Below are 18,641 nucleotides of genomic sequence, written 5' to 3' on the forward strand. Positions count from 1 at the left end.
GAGAAAGAAAGACTAGCGACGACGCACCTTTAGCATCTGCTGCTGCTCGCCCTGGCGCACGGACAAGTAGTAAAGGCCGGGGGCCAGACTCGAAAGACGGGAAACTTCGTACACGCTCACGCCAGCCTTGATGCTCAAAGTCTGTGTGAGCACCAACTTGCCCATCATATCATATACCCGTACCAGAGCCGTACCGGTAGCGGCCTCACCCAACGACACTTTTAACGTCTGTTCGAAAGGGTTAGGATAAGCCGTTACCTGCAAAGGGCGGCCGCTAACGGGTATTTGCACCGTGCTAACATCAGATAAGGCAGCCGTTCCGTTTCGGTCAACCTGCTTGAGGCGGTAGTAAAGCCGGGCGAAAGGAGCCTTGGCCATGGCTTCATCGACGTAGCTGTAATCGGTGCGGGCTACCGTGGAGCCGGCCCCGCTACGCTTGCCCACCGCCACAAAGGTCTGCCCATCTATACTGCGCTGCACCTCAAAGTAATGGTTGTCGCGCTCGGAGGCCGTAGCCCAAACTATTCTGGGGCCCGCGGCGCTCCACACGGCTTTAAAGCCAGTGAGTTCAACGGGCAGCGTGCCAGTCACAGTAATGGTGAGATTCTGTGTACTGGTGCAGTTGCCAGCGGCCGTAGTACCCGTCACCGCGTACGTAGTCGTGCGCTGGGGGGTCACCGTGATGGAGCTGGTGGTGGTAGGCAGCGTAGTGGTGGTAGCCCCTATCGTAGCCGTCCACGTGTAGGTAGAACCAGAGGCGCCATTGGCGGCCGCAAGTGTCACCGACTGGGGAGTATCGCGGCTGATGGTGTTATCGGCATCGTTGGAAGTCAGGGACAGGCTGTTGGCATTGACTGTAATGGAGCCTTGCGCCGCGCCGCTGGAGCAACTCGGAATAGCCCCTCTGACGGTGTACGTAGTGGTAACACTGGGTGTAACCGTAAATGAAACCGTTCCGCCGGTGGTAGAAGTTGCTGTGGCCACCGTAGTACCGGCCGCATTTACAAGCGTATACGAAGAGTTGGCCACCAGATTGTTGGCCGATATTGTAACCGGCGTACCGGGGCAAACAGCCCCCACGGCATTGGATGCTACTGTAATCTGGTTGGTGGCTACATTGATAGTCTGCACCGTGTTGTTACCGCAGGTAGTGGTATTGGCGCGCACGTAGTAGTTGGTGCTAGTGGTCGGAACAACATCTGCAAACGAATCCGTAGAAGATTTCAGAATGGTCTCGGTACCACTGGCGTTGATGGTGTAGAACGTGTAGATGGTACCAGCCGGCGGGGTCTCGCCGTTCACGGCGGCCGTCAACCGCACCGTGGTATTGGGGCAAACGGTACCACTAACGGTAGAGCCGCTTTGCGAAGCCGTCAGGCTCAGAACCGGGCTAGAACTGAAGGCTATTACGTCGAACTTATCGTTGGAGCAACTGGTAAGACGGCTGGTAAGCTGATACGTGCGGCCGGAGGAAGCAGTAGGCAGCGTAAACGTGACCGTGTTTGTATTAGCCGTGGCAACGAGGTTGTCGAGCGTCGCCGTTTGTAACACTGGCCCAAGCGTAACCGTGAAATTCCCACCGTTACCGCTGCCCTGCGGCACAGCAATACCCGCAGCATCCCGGAGTTCAAAAATTGATTCTCCAGTCTGGGCTTCCAGCGTAATGATAACACGATTGGAAGTGGAAGATGATGTGCCTGGACAGTAAGTGAAACTTCCCAGGTTGGTACCATTGGTTACCTTCTGCCCGGTAACAGAATTGGGGGCAACCAACGAAAAGTTGGAGGAACACTGTGCCAGTGCACCATGAATAGTGCCACCCAGAAGCAGAACCACCAAGAAAGTGAGGTTGTAGAAAATCTTCATGCGAAGGGTTATCTGGTAATTAAGAGAACTGTGTTCCGCACATGAACGGTTAAGCTCCTCATATTGGTTCACTATTCCATAGTTTATTTTGAATACATTATTATTCCAATCACCAAAGGCATTATTTCACGCAAGGGACTTGTCCTTTTACCAGAACATCAAATTATAAGGAAACCATTCAGGGGCATCCCTGCTAGACCAGGGTGGGTTCAGGCCTTGTGGTTGCTTCTACCTTTCCCGCCATTTCGCGCAGGGCGGCAGCAATACCGTCGGCGTCGAAACCGCATTCTTTGTAGAGCTCATCCTGGGTGCCGTGCTCTACAATCCGGTCGGGGATGCCGAGACGCTTTACGGGGAGGCTGTAGCCGTGGTCGGCCAGGAACTCCAGCACAGCCGCGCCAAATCCTCCTTGCAGGCAGCCATCTTCTACCGTCACAATGGCTTTGTACTGGCGCGCAATGGCATGGAGCATTTCCTCATCCAGGGGCTTGCAGAAGCGCAAGTCGTAGTGCCCGGGGTTGAGTCCTTCTGCTACCAGTTTCTGGGTGGCTTTTACGGCGTAGTTGCCAATGTGCCCAATGCTGAGCACCGCCACTCCCTGGCCTTCGCGCACTACGCGGCCGGTGCCAATGGCCAGTCTCTTCAGAGGCTTGCGCCACTCCGGCATCACGCCTTCGCCGCGCGGGTAGCGGAGGCTGAAGGGGCCGGCGTTTTCAGGCAGCGTAGCGGTATACATCAGGTTGCGCAGTTCCTCCTCGTTCATGGGAGCGGCCACTACCATGTTGGGGATGCAGCGCATGTAGGCCAGGTCGTAGCAGCCGTGGTGGGTAGGACCATCGGCTCCGGCAAAGCCGGCGCGGTCGAGGCAGAACACCACGTGCAGGTTTTGCAGGGCTACATCGTGCACTACCTGGTCGTAGGCCCGCTGCATGAAGGAAGAGTAGATGTTGCAGAAGGGTATCAGCCCCTGCGTAGCCAGCCCCGCCGAAAACGTGACGGCGTGCTGTTCGGCAATGCCCACATCGAAGGCGCGGTCGGGCATGGCCTTCATCATGATGTTCAGCGACGAGCCCGAGGGCATTGCCGGCGTCACGCCCATGATCTTGTCGTTCTGCTCGGCCAGCTCCACCAACGTGTGCCCAAATACATCCTGGTACTTGGGCGGCTGGGGTTTGTCGGGGACTTTCTTGTATATCTCCCCCGTGATTTTGTCGAACAAGCCGGGGGCGTGCCACAGGGTCTGGTCTTTCTCGGCCAGCGCGTAGCCTTTGCCTTTCACCGTCACGCAGTGCAGCAGCTTGGGGCCGGGAATGCTCTTCAGGTCGTGCAGAATGGTAGCCAGGTGCTGCACGTCGTGGCCATCCACGGGGCCGAAGTAGCGGAAGTTAAGGGCTTCAAACAGGTTACCTTGCTTGAGCAGCGTGGCTTTCATGGCCTGCTCCACGCGGCGGGCTATCTGCTGAGGATTGGGGCCGAACTTGCTGAGCTTGCCCAGCACATTCCATAGTTCGTCGCGCACCTTGTTGTAGGTGCGGGAGGTAGTAATATCGGTGAGGTACTCCTTGAGCGCGCCCACGTTGGGGTCGATGCTCATGCAGTTGTCGTTGAGGATAACGAGCAGGTTGGACTTTTCTACCCCCGCATGGTTGAGGGCCTCGAAGGCCATACCCGCCGTCATGGCGCCGTCGCCGATGACGGCAATGTGCTGGCGGTCGAATTCCTTTTTATAGTCGGAAGCCACGGCCATGCCCAGCGCAGCGCCAATGCTGGTGCTGCTGTGGCCCACGCCAAAGGCGTCATAAGGACTTTCACTGCGCTTCGGGAAACCCGACATGCCGTGGTAGCGGCGGTTGGTGGGGAACTGGTCGCGGCGGCCAGTCAGGATTTTGTGGCCGTAGGCCTGGTGGCCCACATCCCAGACCAGCTGGTCGTAGGGCGTGTTGAACACGTAGTGCAGCGCGACAGTCAGCTCCACCACGCCCAGGGAAGCCCCAAAGTGGCCTCCGTAGATGGATACCGAATCGATGATAAATTGCCGCAGCTCCTGGCTTACCTGCACCAACTGGTCGGGGCTCAGCTTTTTAAGGTCGTCGGGCGAGTTTATAGCGGCCAACAAGGCACCAGGTTCAACAATCATCTTCGGAAATAAAGTAGGGACGAAACTGACGAGACAACAGGGAGTTAAGCCGAAAGGTTGGCCGCTTCTTTTACCGCGGTGCCACGTAGTGGCCAAAGGTACGAGTTTTCCCTACTACCGGTTGAGCCGGAACGACATTCCTGCCCGCACGTACGCCTCCTTACCGGGGCCGATTAATGGCTACCTTTGTGCATACTTTTCGCTTCGCTTATGCCCGTAACGCAGCCCACCCAGGAACAGCAACTGCTCGACAAGCTCCGGCCTTCGCGCATTGTGCTGCCCGTGCTGCTGGGCCTGAGCGTGGTGGGCTTTATGTTCTGGCGCAGCTACAAGCCCGGCGACCTGGCCCCGCTGGCCAACGCCAGTCCGCTGTGGCTGTTGGTAACCCTGCTGGTGTTGGTGGCCCGCGACGCCGGCTATGTGTACCGCATCCGCCACATTTCGGAGCGGGTGCTCAGTTGGCGCGCTTCGCTGGACGTGATTATGATCTGGGAGTTTTCCTCGTGCATTCTGCCCTCGGCGGTGGGCGGCACGTCCGTGGCGCCGTTCCTGCTCAACAAAGAAGGCATCACGCTGGGCAAGTCGTTGGCCTACGTGATGGTAACGGCCCTGCTCGACAACCTCTACTACGTGGTGATGGTGCCGCTGGTCGTGTGGCTGGCGCACGAGGGCCTGTACCCCGATGAGAACCTGAACAGCGGCTTTATGACCACGCTGAAGGTGGCCTTTGGGCTCAGCTACGTGATGGTAACGGCTTACTCCGCGCTCATGCTGTACGCGCTGTTCATCAACCCTTTGTCGGTGAAGCGGGTACTGGTGCGACTGTTTTCCTTGCGCATCCTCCGCCGCTGGCGCCCCAAGGCCTACCAGCACGCCAACGAGATGGTGTGGGCCTCTACCCAGATCCGGGGAAATGGGGCGGGCTACTGGCTGCGGGCCGTGCTCAGCACCGTGTTCGTGTGGACGGCGCGCTACCTGGTTATTGGCTGCCTGATTGCGGCTTTCGTGCCCACCACGCCCAGTGAATTCACTATGATGTTTGCCCGCAACATCACGTACAAAGTTATCCTGCTAGTGGCCATTACGCCGGGCGGGGCGGGCATTGCGGAAGGCGCATTCCCCACGTTCTTCGGCAAGTTCATCGGCACACCTACCATGACCAACTTTATCGTGCTGCTTTACCGCATCGTCACGTACTACTTGTATTTGGTATTTGGAGCCGTGTTTCTACCCCGCTGGATTACGCGCGTATTCGGGCGGCGGCCCGAGCCCGGCAGCCTGGGCCTGTAGCTTTAGTTTCTTACTCCTTTACTTCTTGGTGGCTTCCAGCTCCGGGGCCAGTTCGGCGGGTAAGGGACGCTGATAAGTTCGCCAAAACTCGGGGCGGTACGGGGTATGCTGCAACTGCACGTGTACCATCTCGGCAGCTCGGGGGGCAAGCTTCGGGTTCAGGGGCAAGACTGCGGTACCCGCGGGTAGGCTAGTAAAGTACTCCTCCCCGCTGCCTTGGTAGTAGAAAGGCCTCCCTCCCAGCCGGCGGCCGATGGCCAAACTCTGAGACACGCTGACGGCAGTGTGGTAGCGGCCGTTGCTTCCCTTTTCATAGAGCACAATATTGGCCGACCGGTTCTCGGAGAAGACTTCGGTATAGAGCCGGGAAATCTGATTGTTGCGGCCGTAGTATTTGCGGGAAACAGAGTTATAACGGACGGTATCAAACTGCCACAAGGCCTCGTAGCGTACCACGGCATAATCATCCTGGCGTACATAGACCTTGCCCGAGTAGCTTTTTTCCAGGTAGGTACCCGTGCTGCGGTGGGTAGCGCGCTTCACGGCAAAATTGATAACGTACACCGTAGCTCCGGCATATTGCTGGATGGTATCCAGGCGCAACACGTACTTGCCTAGCGTAGCCGACTTGAACAGCGGGGACGTCCGGACGGGGTCAGTTGTTTCGGCCCCACTCCCGATGGGTAACCCTACGGGCCTGGTAGAGTCAGCTGGCTGAATGACCAGGTGCTTTTCCTGAACCCGGCGCTTAGTGAAGGGCCCGGCCATCAGAAAGCCGCCATCCCGATGACGGTACCCGGCCGGCTCGAACAACTGGCTTGTATACTCCAGCTCGGTCTGCACCGTGTCGAAGTTGCTGATGCGGCGGTGCGTGTACACCTGCGCCAGGTAATCCTGCTGCTCGTAGTTGGTTTCGGCCGCCTGAATCACCTTTTTCATGATGCGCTTTGGATCCTGGGACTGGGCACTTACCCGCACATTGGCCAGGGCAAAAGCGGCCGGCACCAGGTGGAGCGTGAGCTTACCCGCAGGTTGCGCCGCCAGGATGAGTGCCTCGTACCCAATGCTGCTTACCTGCACCAGCTCACCCCGCCGCACTTCCAGCCGGAAGCTCCCCTGCGCATTAGCCGTTACTCCTGCACTCCGGGCGGGCACGGCTACCGTTGCAAACGGCACCGGCCGGCCCGTTTTGCGGTCGAGCACCGTACCATTAAGCGTCAGGGCAGCCCCCGTTTTCCCAATAGGCCGAGCCGCCGGGTTCAGGCGGCCAGGAGCAACTGGAACTTCGCTGGGTTTTGCCGGGGTTTCGGCTGGCTCCGCCGCTACGGCCGGCGCGGCCCCGTGCGGCGGGTTCACCGACTTCAGGAACAGGAACCCATCCACTACTTCACTCCACGGGCCGGTTTGGGGCTTGTATTCGAAGGCATAGGTGGTCAGCACTTTGCCGGGCGCATCGTGCTTCAGGCTCACGAAAGCGTATTCCTGGCCCGTGGCCAGCAGCTCGGCTTCCAGAGTGCCCGCGGCCGGCACTGGTACGGTTTGGTAGCCGCCCATGCCCAAAAAGCCATGGGTGCCGCCACCGGCCAGCGTGCCCAGCACATACACAGCATCTTCACCCAGAGCAGCTTTCACGGCCCGGCCCATGGGCTTATAGGTTTTGATTTCCGCATCGTCGAGCTTTTCCACCTTGTTCGACAGATGCGGCAGGGCACCCCAGCAGACTACTTTTTCCTGCGGATGCTGGCGCAGATACCACAGCAGGTTGGCGGCCATCTGCGCATCACGGGGGTTGCTGTCGGCAGCTTTAAACTCGGTGGAGTCCTTCACGCCGGGGTCGTTAGCGGCGTAGTCGTGGGCGGCGGCTTGCAGGCTACGTAGGTTCTGAAGCCAGAAGGTTGCCCGTTCGCGGCGTTTAGCATCAGAACCAGCCGCCACTTTTTCCAACAAACGGCGGGCTTTGCCCAGCTGCAGATCGAAGAGTTGAATCTGGTGAGAAGGCGGAAACAGGAAATGCTCCCCCATCATGCTCAGGCACTCGTCGAGGTAGTCGTAGGCAATGCCGTCGGCTCCTTTTTCGGGTTTGAGCAACATTTCCAGCTCTTCCAGCAGTTCCTCCTGGTAAGCTCCGCTCAGCTGGTAGTCGAACCCGGCTACTTTTAGTTTACCGGGCCCTAGCAGCGGTAGCACCTCCCGAAATTCGCGGGTGCTGGTCCACACGCCAAACACGCTGTTGTCGATGGCTTCAGCGGCCGAAGTACCGGCCTCCATAGCCCGCTGAGCTCTATCAAGCTCATAAAAGCCACTTTCAAAAGCCACCGTGGTGAAGCCCAAGCGCGCCTGCAGAAACTGTAGCAGCCGGACTTTGGCCTCAAACACGTTGCCTTCGCCGTGGGTGGGCTCCCCCAGCATAACTCCCCGGGCGCCGCCTATTTCCTGGCGCAAAAATTCTAGGTCACCGAAGTCGGTATCTGTAGGACTAATGCTGCGAATGGGGTGCGCAGCCATTGCCGAGCTGGCGGGAACAGTTTGCGCTCCGCAAATCGTGGCAATGGTACTACACAGCAAGGTTAGCAGCCAGCGGTAGAGGTAATGATTGGGCGTAGAAGGCCAGGGAATAAAAGCTAATGCGCCGTAAGCTACCAAGTGGTGCCGAGTTGGCTTGCTTAGGTGAGCCATCCGACGGGGTAAAAGCTGCATGGCGCACGGCCATATATCAAAAAAGCCCTTCCGCACGAGGCAGAAGGGCTTTTTCGAGTTTTTCAGACTGCTTTTTTAAACCTGGCAGCAAAGGTTATTCTTTTTCGAGGCGCAGCTCGGCCCCCGCGGGGCTCTTCAGCGTAAGCTTGTCGTCGGTCAAGGTTACTACGTCAAAGGTGTTGCTTTGGGCACCGCCATCGGGCGTCATCGTGATTTTATTGGTTCCCTGGTCGAAAGTGTATTTGCCGGCCGTGCTGCCCGCGGGCGAGGCCATGTTGTACTGACCGTTGGCGTAGAACGTAATTCGTTCGTCTTCCTGGGCATCCGTCTGGGCTACTTTGTCGCCAGTGGCGCTCAGCTCCTTGTCGGTTTTCCAGACTTTGCTGTCGGTGCCGTAGAGCATGTTTACGCCCTCAACTTTGCCTTCTTTGCTACCACAGGACGAGGCAAACAAGGCGACCAGCACCAGCAAAGCGGCCAGGTAGCGGAATGGGTTGGTTTGATTTTTCATCGGAAAGAATAGGGAGTTGGTGAACGGAGAGAGTTCAGGGTAAGCAGCTAACTGGCACTATATAGCCAACCAGCCACTTGTGCCCCTCTTACGGCGCAGGTGCAGAAGATGTTTGCGCCCACTCGGTACAAAAACTAATTGCCCCGATCGGCGTATGAAAGCGCAACCCTGCAGGCATCTCCCTGATAGCCGGTTACTTCTCCCTACACCTTTAAACTTTCGCACCACCATGGGACTATTTGATTTCCTTTCCGACAAAGGCGAAAAAAAGCCAGTTACTCCCGTAACGAACCCCGCTCCCGCTGGCAATACTGATTTCTTCGGCAACGCCAACCAAACTACCGCAGCTACCGGTGACACCTACACCGTAGTTAGCGGCGACTCGCTCTCGAAAATTGCCAAGCACCACTACGGTGACGCTGCCAAATGGCACCAGATCTACGATGCCAACAAAGCCACTATTGGCGCCAACCCCGACCACATTGAAGTAGGCCAAGTGCTGACGCTGCCTAAGCTGTAAGCCAGAAGGCTTCCTGTTAATATCCAAAAAAGCCACGCCCCAAAGCGTGGCTTTTTTGCTGGCTTTTCGTGCTAAACCAGCAGCTGTCTTTATCCCCCAACCACTGTAGAGGCTACAGTAACCTTATTGTATCAGCCATATAATTTGCAAGCCTTGCTATCTTCAAAAAGGCACTATTTCAACAGTATTTACTGAATATCAATTTTTTATCTGTCAATACTTCAGCTACCCACGGTCTTTTCGTTTTTGAAGAAAAAATTCAAGGGCTATTGCATATGTCAAATTCATGGCTATACCTTTGCAATACCAACCCGGTACTCCCTCGCTCGCGGCGGGGTAGTTTTCATAGGATTTATACAGAAGCGGCGAGAGAACAGGCTCCGTGACCCGCTGGCAACCTTCGACCGCGCGAAAGGTGCCAATTCCTGCCCGACCAGCCTTACGGCGGCGGGGCATATAACCTTCGAGTACCATGGAAAACTCCTTCGCTTTCGCCTCTACCTTCCCCACCGCTCCGGCTGCTGCCTTACTTGCCGCTCAGCCCTGGGGTTTCCGCGTGGCGCCCTTTGGCCCAACTACCGAGCGAATGCGAATGCGCCCCTGTTGCGGCGCGTGTTGTTGCTGTTGCTAGCCTCCCGGCCTCAGCTTTCCCCCTGCCCTGCACAGCCCAGTGTTGCCGCTTTTCAACGCACTGTGGCAGTATCGCCTAACCTGACCCGCTGTTAATCAGCCGCTTTTCAGATTCGATACGGGTTCGGCTACGTGTCTTCGTAGCCCGTTTTTTCCCTGCTTTCTCTCCCGGTTTCTTTTCCCTCCGCCTTCAAATCAGCCACAACTATGTCCACGCAAAGCCTCCAGTTCGAAACGCTCCAACTCCACGCCGGCCAGCAGCCCGACCCCACCACCGGTGCCCGCGCCGTGCCGCTGTACCAGACCACCAGCTACGTATTCAAAAATGCCGAACACGGTGCCAATCTGTTTGCCCTGAAGGAGTTCGGCAACATCTACACCCGGTTGATGAACCCTACCACCGACGTGTTTGAGCAGCGCGTTGCGGCGCTGGAGGGCGGAGTAGCGGCGCTGGCCGTTTCCTCGGGGCAGGCGGCCCAGTTTATTGCGCTTAATAACATTCTGCAGGCCGGCGACAACTTCGTCTCTACCTCCTTCCTGTACGGCGGCACCTATAACCAGTTTAAAGTAGCCTTCAAGCGTCTGGGCATTGAAGTGCGCTTTGCCGATGGCGACAAAGCCGAAAGCTTCGAGGCGCTGATTGACGAGAATACCAAGGCCCTGTACTTGGAAACCATCGGCAACCCCAGCTTTAACGTGCCGGACTTTGAAGCCATTGCCGCCATTGCGCAGAAGCACGACCTGCCACTCATCGTGGACAATACCTTTGGGGCGGGCGGCTACCTGTTCCGGCCCCTGGAGCACGGCGCCCACATTGTGGTAGAATCGGCCACGAAATGGATTGGCGGCCACGGCACCTCCATTGGCGGGGTGATTGTGGATGGCGGCAAGTACGACTTCGGCAACGGCAAGTACCCCCAGTTTACGGAGCCCTCGGAGGGCTACCACGGCCTGGTGTTCAATGACGTATTCGGCAAGAACGGCCCCTTTGGCAACATTGCCTTCATCATCCGGGCCCGGGTAGAAGGCCTGCGCGACTTTGGTCCCTCGCAAAGCCCTTTCAATGCCTGGCAGCTACTCATTGGCCTCGAAACCCTGAGCCTGCGCGTAGAGCGTACCGTAGAAAATGCGCTGAAGATTGCCGAGTGGCTGGAGCAGCACCCGCAGGTAGAAGCCGTGAACTACCCTGGTCTGAAAAGCAGCCCTTACCATGGCCTGGCCCAGAAATATCTGAAGCGCGGCTACGGCGGGGTGCTCACCTTTGCCATCAAAGGCTCCAAGGAAACGGCTACGCAGTTTATCGACAGCCTGAAACTCATTAGCCACCTGGCCAACGTAGGTGACGCCAAAACGCTGATCATCCAGCCCTCGGCTACCACGCACCAGCAGCTCTCCGAAACCGAGCAGCAGGCCGCAGGCGTGACGCCCACGCTGCTCCGCCTGTCAGTGGGCATCGAGCACTTCGACGACATCCGCGCTGATCTGGCCCAGGCGTTTGAGGCGGTGAAGAATGCCGCGCCCCTGGAAAGTGCCGACAGCACGCTGCTGCCAGAGCCCGAAACGGAGCACGCGGCTCCACTGGAGGTCTAAGTCTATTTACAGGAAGAAGCCCGGCTGCCCGAATAGAGCAGCCGGGCTTTGGCCTTTTCTGCCGCAGTACCGGCACACAAGCCGCAACCCCGCGTACCGGCCGGCTTCTTTACCCCGGCTCGGGCTGAATTGGCAGTTCGCAACCGCAGGTGGTGGGTAAGCTACTTACCTTCGGCACTTGCTGGTTCAGCCCCCGGCTGGGGCTTTTTGTTACCGTCGTATATGACCTCCCAACCACACCTATATACTCTTCCTCATCCGCTGCCGCTGGAAAGCGGAGCACTTCTTCCCCACGTTCAGATAGCCTACCATACCTACGGCCGCCTGAACGCTGAAGGCACGAACGTCATTTGGGTGTGCCACGCCCTGACCGCCAACTCCGATGTGCTGGCTTGGTGGCCCGGCTTGTTTGGCCCGGGCTGCTACTACAATGCCGAGGAGCATTTCATTGTGTGCGCCAATATTCTGGGTTCCTGCTACGGCAGTACGGGCCCACTAAATGCCCGCACCCCGGGAGAAGGCCCGTGGTACCAGGCGTTTCCGCTGCTCACCATTCGCGACCTAGTGGCGGCCCATGAGGAGCTTCGGCAGCACCTGGGCATCCGGCACATTCACACCCTGATTGGGGGGTCGATGGGCGGGCAGCAGGCCTTGGAATGGGCCGTGCAGCAACCTTCCCTGTTCAGCAACCTAGTGGTGCTGGCCACCAATGCGCGGCACTCGCCCTGGGGTATAGCCTTTAATGAGGCGCAGCGCCTGGCCATCTTCGCCGATGCCACCTACCACACGGCCTCGCCTACGGGTGGGGCAGCGGGACTACGGGCAGCCCGGGCCACGGCCCTGCTCAGCTACCGCAGCTACCAAGCCTACGGCCAAACGCAAGCCGAACCCACCGACGATCAGCTAACCGATTTTCGGGCCAGCGCCTACCAGCAATACCAGGGCGACAAGCTGGTGGCACGCTTTAACGCCTATACCTATGTGGCCCTGTCGCGCACCATGGATACGCACCACCTGGGCCGGGGGCGGGGTGGAGAGTTAGGCCCGGTGCTGGCCGGCATCCAGGCACGCACGCTAGTTATCGGCATTAGCTCCGACGTGCTGTTTCCGCCCGCCGAACAGCAGCTACTCGCCCGCCATATTCCCGGGGCGGTGTACGCGGAAATGGACTCGGGCTTTGGCCACGACGGCTTCCTGATTGAAACCGCGCAAATCACCCAGCTTCTGGAGCAGTTCCACGTGCGCACCGCCGTGTATTAACCGGCAGCTTAAGATTTACCAGGCCAGCTCTGCGGTCCACCTGCTCAGCTTGGCACCTGCCTTGCGTATGCCGCAGAAGGGCATATATTAGCCTGCGAACCCGCCCTCGCAAGCCCACCCATGCTACCGCTCCTTACGGCTCCCCTGCTGAGTCTGCTGACCAGTTGGCTGCCCTTATTCGGAAAACCCGACCCCACCGTGAAGACTGACTTCCGGCAGATGGTGGCGGCGGAGGTAGCCTTCGCGGCTTATGGCAGTCAGCACAGCGTGCAGGATGCTTTCAGCCGCTACCTGAGCACCGCCTGGATGTTCGGCGGCGGTGCTTTTCAGACGGGCGCTGCCCTCTACGGTAATCAGCCCGAACAGCCCGGACGCATCTTGTGGCGCCCTACGTACGCGGATATTTCGGCCTCCGGCGACCTGGGCTTTACCACAGGCCCCTGGGAGCTGCGGCCCGGCGGCGCCAATGAGAAGCCCGTTGCTTTTGGCGACTTTGTAACCCTTTGGCAGAAAGGCAGCAACGGTACCTGGCAAGCTATTTACGATGGGGGCATCTCCCACATGGCTTACACCACTGCTCCTAAGGCAGCCTGGCCCACTACTTACCCCGTAAAGCGGCCGGCAACAGCCGATACTGCTCAAGCCCGGCTCAGCCTGATAGCCGCAGAGCAAGCCCTGGTGCAACGCGCCCGATTAAGCCTGCGCCAAGCCTATAAGCCCGTACTGGGCCCTACACAAGAGCTCCGTCTTTTGCGCGAGGGGCAACTTCCTTACGTAGGCAACGGCGCCCGGGCACTGGTTGAGACCTCGCCCAAGGCCGTGCAGCTTACGCCCCTGCGCACGGGCGTTTCGGCCGCTGGCGACTTTGGCTACACCCTGGGCTACCTGGAAAGCAAACCCGAGCGGGGCTTTTTCCTGCACGTTTGGCGCCGAAGCTCAGACCGTTGGCTGCTGGTGCTGGAAGTGCTGAGCCCTGATGCGGTGTAGCTGCTGCCGGGGCCAAGGGCAGTGCTTTACGGAAATAGAAATACTGCCTTACACCAGACGTCGGGGTTTCTTCTAGCTTTGCCTTATGTCCGCTATTGCTCCTTCTCCACTTCGCTCCGGCGACCAGGTTGCCATTGTCTGCACGGCCCGCAAAGCCTCCCACGAAGAACTGGCGGCGGCCGTAGCTACCCTCGAGAGCTGGGGACTGCGCGTGGTTTTAGGGGAATCGACTAATGTGGCCCACCACCAGTTTGGCGGCGACGATACGCTACGCCGCCGCGACTTACAGCAGCAGCTCGATAACCCCGCCATCCGGGCCATCTTCGTGGCGCGCGGCGGATATGGCACCCCGCGAATTATCGACCAGATTGACTTTTCACGGTTCGGCGACTCCCCAAAATGGCTGGCTGGCTTTTCGGATATTACCACCCTCAACTGCCACCTGTTGCGGCTGGGCTACCAGAGCATTCATGGAGTGATGCCCTTGCTGTTTCACCAGGAAGGCGGGGCCGAGTCGCTGGACAGCCTGCGCCGGGCCCTGTTTGGCGAGGCCTTGCCCTACGCATTACCGGCCCATCCACTCAACCAGCTCGGTGAAGCGACGGGGGAGCTGGTTGGTGGCAACCTGAGTTTGCTCCAAACCCTCACTGGTACGGCTTCCGATGTGACTACCGCCGGCCGCATCCTGTTCCTGGAAGACATCGACGAATACCTGTACGCCATCGACCGGATGCTGGTGCACCTGGACCGGACCGGCAAGCTGCGCAACCTGGCCGGGCTGCTGGTAGGGCACTTCACCAACCCGCAGGACAATACCACGCCCTACGGGCAGACGCCTAACGAAATCATCCAGCAGTACGCCGCGAAATATGGCTTCCCGGTGGCGCACGGCTTTCCCGTAGGCCACGAGGCCCACAACCTAGCCTTAATTGTGGGCCGGGAAGCCCGCCTTACTGTATCGGCCGAAGGGGCCCGGGTAGCTTACGTATAGGCAGCAGTTGCAGCACGCCGCGGCTAGCACACAAGGGCCGGCTTCCCTGGACGCCTATTAATGAGGCAGGGCAGTATTATTCGCCGTACAGCACCTGCACGAGCGTCTGGCCCACCGCCTTCAGCGTGCGGCGGTCAATGACACTCATATTGTCCTGGGTGGTGTGGTGGTAAGCGGGGAAGGTTTCATCACCAAACGGGAGGGTATCGATAATATCGATGGTAGGCACCCCAGCCTGGTTGGTGTAGACGTGGTCATCGGTGATGCCGCCCATATCCTTGAACAGGAAAAAGTCGGAGTAGCCTAATTGGGCGGCCGTGTCCCAAACCTTTCCTACGATGGGCAAAGCATATTGGCGGGAAAGCTGTTCACGGCTGAACTTGCCGTTTTTGGCGCCCACCATATCCAGCAAAACGCCATAGCTGGCTTTGTAGCCCACGGGCAGCACGTTTTGAGCCCAGTACTGGGAGCCCAGGCACCAGCTGTCTTTGCCCAGGGCTTCCAGCTGATTGGTCAGGTTTCCCTGGGTAGTGTCGTCGTGACCATAGTCTTCGGCATCGAAGAGAATAAAGTCTACGCCGACCTTGGGCTGGAGGCTGTCGGGCTGGGCAGCCAGTACCCGGGCCATTTCCAGGGCCACCCCTACCCCGCTGGCCCCATCACAGGCCCCATCAAGCGGTGCGTTCTTGTGCTCTTTGTCTTTATCGGCGAAGGGGCGCGTGTCCCAGTGCGAGAAAATGGCCACGCGCCGGGCCGCCTGGGGGTTAAACTGGGCAATGATATTGCGCGACTTCAGCATCTTGCCATCAAAAGCCATGGCTTCGAATGGCTGCTCCCGCACCGTGAGACCATACTTCTTGAATTCCCGCACTAGCCAGTCGCCGGTATTTACGTGGGCCTTCGAGTTGGGCACCCGGGGCCCGAAAGCCACTTGGCGGGCCACGTAAGCATAGGCTGAGTCGGCATTGAAGACGGGAGCCTTGGCCAGCTTCTGCTCCTGCGCCCCGGTAGTCGACTCAGTGGTTTTCTTTTCATCCCGGCACCCGGTGGCAAACAGCAAAGCAGCCAATGCAAAGGAAGCGAAACGAGGAAGTCGGTAGTTCATAGCAGCGGGAAAGTCATTAGCCAAGGCAAGCGGCTTAAATACCGATGGCCTTGGCCTTTTTATTGGTTTTGAGCCAGCCTTGGTGCTACGCAGCGGGGCGTAGGCCAGCGTTGGCTACTCTTCACTGTAAGCCCAGTCAACGCCGGCTTTGGTGTCTTTCACCACAATTCCCTGCTCTTTCAGGGCGGCGCGAATAGCATCTACTTTGCCGTAGTCTTTGGCTGTTTTGGCTTCCTGGTAAAAGCCCAGCGTCAGCGTCAGCAGATCTTCCACATTGGCCCGCGGCTCGTCCTGCAAGCCCAGGACCTCTTCTACCAGCGCCCGGTAGGTGGTAGTAGCCTCCGTGAGGGCAGCCTCGCTGAGCTGGGCCAGCGTGGCCAGGTTGGCTGCGTAGCCATTGAACTTCCGCAGCAGGTTGAAGAGCGAGGCCACGCACCGGGCCGTGTTCAGATCATCATTTAAGCCGGCAAAGCAGTCCTGGGTAAGCTTGCGCAGCTCTGCGTCGGCGGCTGCGGTATCCGCTGTCCGCTCCGTGCCCTCGGGCAACACGAGCTTATCCAGCACGCGCAAGCCATTCATCAGCTTGCGGTAGCCTTTGCGGGCGGCCTGCATGGCCTCGTCGCTCACGTCTACGGTGCTGCGGTAGTGGGCCTGCAGGAGGAAGAAGCGCGCCGTCATGGGCGAGTAGGGCTGGGTGAGGATGCTGCTACCGCCCCGGAACAGGTCGGAAATGGTGACGAAGTTGCCGAGCGACTTGCTCATCTTCTGCCCGTTCACCGTAATCATATTGTTGTGCATCCACACCCGGGCCTCGTCGGAGTGGGAGTGGCTGGCCTGGCTTTGGGCAATTTCGCACTCGTGGTGCGGGAACATCAGATCCAGCCCGCCACCGTGGATGTCGAACTCGGCGCCCAGGTACTTGCGGCTCATGGCCGAGCACTCCAGGTGCCAGCCGGGGAACCCTTCACCCCAGGGTGAGGGCCAACGCATGAGGTGGCGGGCATCGGCCTTTTTCCAGAGGGCGAAGTCGAGGGGGCTGCGCTTTTCCTCCTGCCCGGCGAGGTTGTCGCGGGAGCCAGCCAGCAGTTCTTCCACCACGCGGTTGGACAGCTTGCCGTAGCCGCGCCCGGCGGCGTTGTAAGCCGGCACATCAAAGTACACCGAGCCGCCCGCCTCGTAGCCAAAGCCGTTGTCGATGATTTCCTGAATCAGCTGAATCTGCTCGGTGATGTGGCCGCTGGCGCGGGGCTCGATATCAGGCGGCAGGCAGCCCAGCACCTCCATGTGGCGGTGGTAGAGGTTGGCAAACTGCTCGGCCACCTGCATGGGCTCCAGCTGCCGGGCCCGCGCCATCCGGCTGATTTTATCTTCGCCTTCGTCGGCGTCGCTTTCCAGGTGGCCCACGTCGGTGATGTTGCGCACGTAGCGCACGGTGTAGCCTAGGTAGCGCAGGTAGCGCGTCAGCACGTCAAAAACCACCGGCCCGCGGGCATTGCCTATATGGGCTTCGCTGTACACGGTAGGCCCGCACAAGTATACGCCCACGAAAGGCGCATGCAGGGGTTGAAAAGCGTCTTTTCGGCGGGTAAGCGTGTTGTAGAGCGAAAGTGGGTGCTGCATAAGGACAAAAGTAACCGCTGTTTTCGCAGATTGAGAGCGGAAGAAGATTTAAAAAGTGTGCCATCCGCATGAGCAGTGGCAAAGAATGCATTAACAGCCTGAGGCTGCTTTTGATCTGCTATTTTCCTGATTTAGCCGCAACAAAGTCTAAAAGGCTGCTTTTGCGGCACAAAAATCAGTTGGGTTAGTCTATAAAGTTCCATGAGCGGTATATTCATTCCAGCGCCTGGTATATAATTCCTACTGTTTGCTTGCCGGAAGCAGGCGGTAGGTAGCGGACGTTGGAAAATGGTCGGAGTACGGAATTTCCTCGTGCACCCGAAAATTTTCGACCTGCCACTGCGGCCCGGCAAACTGGTTATCAATGCGCACGAATGGCAAGCGGCCGTTGTAGGTAGCGCCCACCCCGTTGCCGGCCGTGGCCTGGGCATTCTGCAGCTTATCAGCTAGCTGGTCGTAGGTGTAGCTGTAGGGCAAGTCGTTGAGGTCAGCGCAGAAGAGGATGGGGTAACGGCACTGGTCCATGTGCCGGCGGAGCGTATCGACCTGCCGGGCCCGGGCTACCAGGCCGCGCTTAAACCGGCGTAGCAGCCCCAACCCCTTCGCCTTGAGGCCTGCCTTGCTGGAATAGCTATCCACAATATCCTGCTCGGCCATGCTCATGCTTTGCAGGTGGGCGTTGTAAATGCGGATGGTGTCGCCCTGGGGCAAGCGCACATCCGCAAACATGGCGTGGTTCTGCGTGAGCCGCCCAAACGGAATGGTGCCGCGGTGCACAATGGGGTAGCGGGAGAAAATGGCCAGCCCAAACTGCGCGCCAATGCCATTCTGCAACGTCACGGACACGAAAGGGTGGCGCTGCTGGTCCTCGCCGATGCGCTGCACGCTCTGAAACACCCGCCCGTTTTCCCGGGTAGGCTGCGGCTCGTTGTAAAACTCTTGGAGGCACACCAGGTCAGCAGGCTGCTCGGCTACCCACTTAATCAGGGCCTTGGACGTGGTGTAGTTTTCGTCGCGCAGATGTCGGTACACATTAAAGATGCGTACGTTGGCGCTCAGCACCCGCACAGCCGGACCATTGGCCGGCGCAGGACTCAGCAAGTGCAAGGCTACACCGCGCTGCACGTGCGGCCAGGTGAGCACCAGCACGGCCAGGGGCAGCAGGGCTACTGTCCAGCGGCGCAGCACCCAGTACACCAGCCAGGCGCCCGTGGCGGCCAAGGCTACGGGCAGGCTCATGCCCACAAAAGCGGCCGGCCACAGCTGATACGGGGGAATCTGCAGTGCGCCAATGGCCAGCAGCACCCAGGCCACCGTAAGCAAAGTGCACTTAAAGGCAAACGAACGACGCACGAATTCAAACACGAATGAGGGCGCAAAATACGATTTCCCGAGGTTTCCGGCGGGCCATGCCACCAATCGGCGCTTTACGGTATC

The 18,641-nt window shown here is 58.9% G+C and carries 13 protein-coding genes and 1 riboswitch; of the genes, 6 read left to right on the forward strand and 7 right to left on the reverse strand.

The window, feature by feature from the left end; translation table 11 throughout:
- Positions 1 to 12: 12 nt before the first annotated feature.
- On the reverse strand, positions 13 to 1,551 hold the full coding sequence (locus FY528_RS03030; RefSeq protein WP_187631978.1) for a T9SS type A sorting domain-containing protein: 1,539 nt from the start codon (positions 1,549 to 1,551) through the stop codon (positions 13 to 15).
- Between the two features lie 508 nt (positions 1,552 to 2,059).
- Positions 2,060 to 4,003: a 1-deoxy-D-xylulose-5-phosphate synthase gene (dxs, locus tag FY528_RS03035; protein WP_149069517.1), complete on the reverse strand. Its 1,944-nt coding sequence runs from the start codon at positions 4,001 to 4,003 to the stop codon at positions 2,060 to 2,062.
- 210 nt (positions 4,004 to 4,213) lie between these two features.
- Between dxs and FY528_RS03040 the strand changes: the two genes are divergently transcribed.
- The gene (locus FY528_RS03040) at positions 4,214 to 5,293 is read left to right on the forward strand and encodes a lysylphosphatidylglycerol synthase transmembrane domain-containing protein (RefSeq protein WP_149069518.1); all 1,080 of its coding nucleotides are present in this window, start codon (positions 4,214 to 4,216) and stop codon (positions 5,291 to 5,293) included.
- Between the two features lie 18 nt (positions 5,294 to 5,311).
- Here FY528_RS03040 and FY528_RS03045 read toward each other — a convergent pair whose 3' ends face one another.
- Both FY528_RS03045 and FY528_RS03050 read right to left on the reverse strand, forming a co-directional pair.
- Positions 5,312 to 7,798 carry an erythromycin esterase family protein gene (locus FY528_RS03045; protein WP_187631979.1) on the reverse strand — a complete coding sequence of 829 codons (2,487 nt, stop codon included), beginning with the start codon at positions 7,796 to 7,798 and terminating at the stop codon, positions 5,312 to 5,314.
- Between the two features lie 286 nt (positions 7,799 to 8,084).
- Positions 8,085 to 8,501, reverse strand: a complete 417-nt coding sequence (locus tag FY528_RS03050; RefSeq protein ID WP_149069520.1) for a lipocalin family protein — start codon at positions 8,499 to 8,501, stop codon at positions 8,085 to 8,087.
- 229 nt (positions 8,502 to 8,730) lie between these two features.
- Here FY528_RS03050 and FY528_RS03055 point away from each other — a divergent pair, with 229 nt between their 5' ends.
- From FY528_RS03055 to FY528_RS03075, 5 genes are all read left to right on the forward strand, one after another.
- Entirely contained in the window at positions 8,731 to 9,021 is a 291-nt protein-coding gene (locus tag FY528_RS03055) for a LysM peptidoglycan-binding domain-containing protein (protein ID WP_149069521.1), read from the forward strand.
- A gap of 349 nt (positions 9,022 to 9,370) precedes the next feature.
- A riboswitch (SAM riboswitch) is annotated at positions 9,371 to 9,484 on the forward strand.
- Positions 9,485 to 9,858: 374 nt separating this feature from the next.
- Positions 9,859 to 11,241, forward strand: a complete 1,383-nt coding sequence (locus tag FY528_RS03060; protein ID WP_149069522.1) for an O-acetylhomoserine aminocarboxypropyltransferase/cysteine synthase family protein — start codon at positions 9,859 to 9,861, stop codon at positions 11,239 to 11,241.
- A 222-nt stretch (positions 11,242 to 11,463) separates the two neighbouring features.
- Complete coding sequence (locus FY528_RS03065) at positions 11,464 to 12,501, forward strand: homoserine O-acetyltransferase family protein (RefSeq protein ID WP_149069523.1); 1,038 nt, start codon at positions 11,464 to 11,466, stop codon at positions 12,499 to 12,501.
- A 120-nt stretch (positions 12,502 to 12,621) separates the two neighbouring features.
- A complete protein-coding gene (locus tag FY528_RS03070) occupies positions 12,622 to 13,488 on the forward strand; it encodes a Cif family virulence factor (protein WP_149069524.1) in 867 nt (288 codons plus the stop codon).
- 85 nt (positions 13,489 to 13,573) lie between these two features.
- Positions 13,574 to 14,479: a S66 peptidase family protein gene (locus FY528_RS03075; protein ID WP_149069525.1), complete on the forward strand. Its 906-nt coding sequence runs from the start codon at positions 13,574 to 13,576 to the stop codon at positions 14,477 to 14,479.
- Positions 14,480 to 14,555: 76 nt separating this feature from the next.
- Here the strand turns inward: FY528_RS03075 and FY528_RS03080 are convergent, their stop codons facing one another.
- The 3 genes from FY528_RS03080 to FY528_RS03090 all read right to left on the reverse strand — a co-directional run bounded on the left by FY528_RS03080 (position 14,556) and on the right by FY528_RS03090 (position 18,569).
- Entirely contained in the window at positions 14,556 to 15,584 is a 1,029-nt protein-coding gene (locus FY528_RS03080; RefSeq protein ID WP_149069526.1) for a M28 family peptidase, read from the reverse strand.
- A gap of 114 nt (positions 15,585 to 15,698) precedes the next feature.
- Entirely contained in the window at positions 15,699 to 17,204 is a 1,506-nt protein-coding gene (gene cysS, locus FY528_RS03085) for a cysteine--tRNA ligase (RefSeq protein WP_149069527.1), read from the reverse strand.
- A gap of 240 nt (positions 17,205 to 17,444) precedes the next feature.
- Complete coding sequence (locus FY528_RS03090) at positions 17,445 to 18,569, reverse strand: endonuclease/exonuclease/phosphatase family protein (protein ID WP_222931783.1); 1,125 nt, start codon at positions 18,567 to 18,569, stop codon at positions 17,445 to 17,447.
- Positions 18,570 to 18,641 lie beyond the last annotated feature (72 nt).

The sequence above is a fragment of the Hymenobacter lutimineralis genome (assembly GCF_008271285.1).
Taxonomy (GTDB): Bacteria; Bacteroidota; Bacteroidia; order Cytophagales; family Hymenobacteraceae; genus Hymenobacter; species Hymenobacter lutimineralis.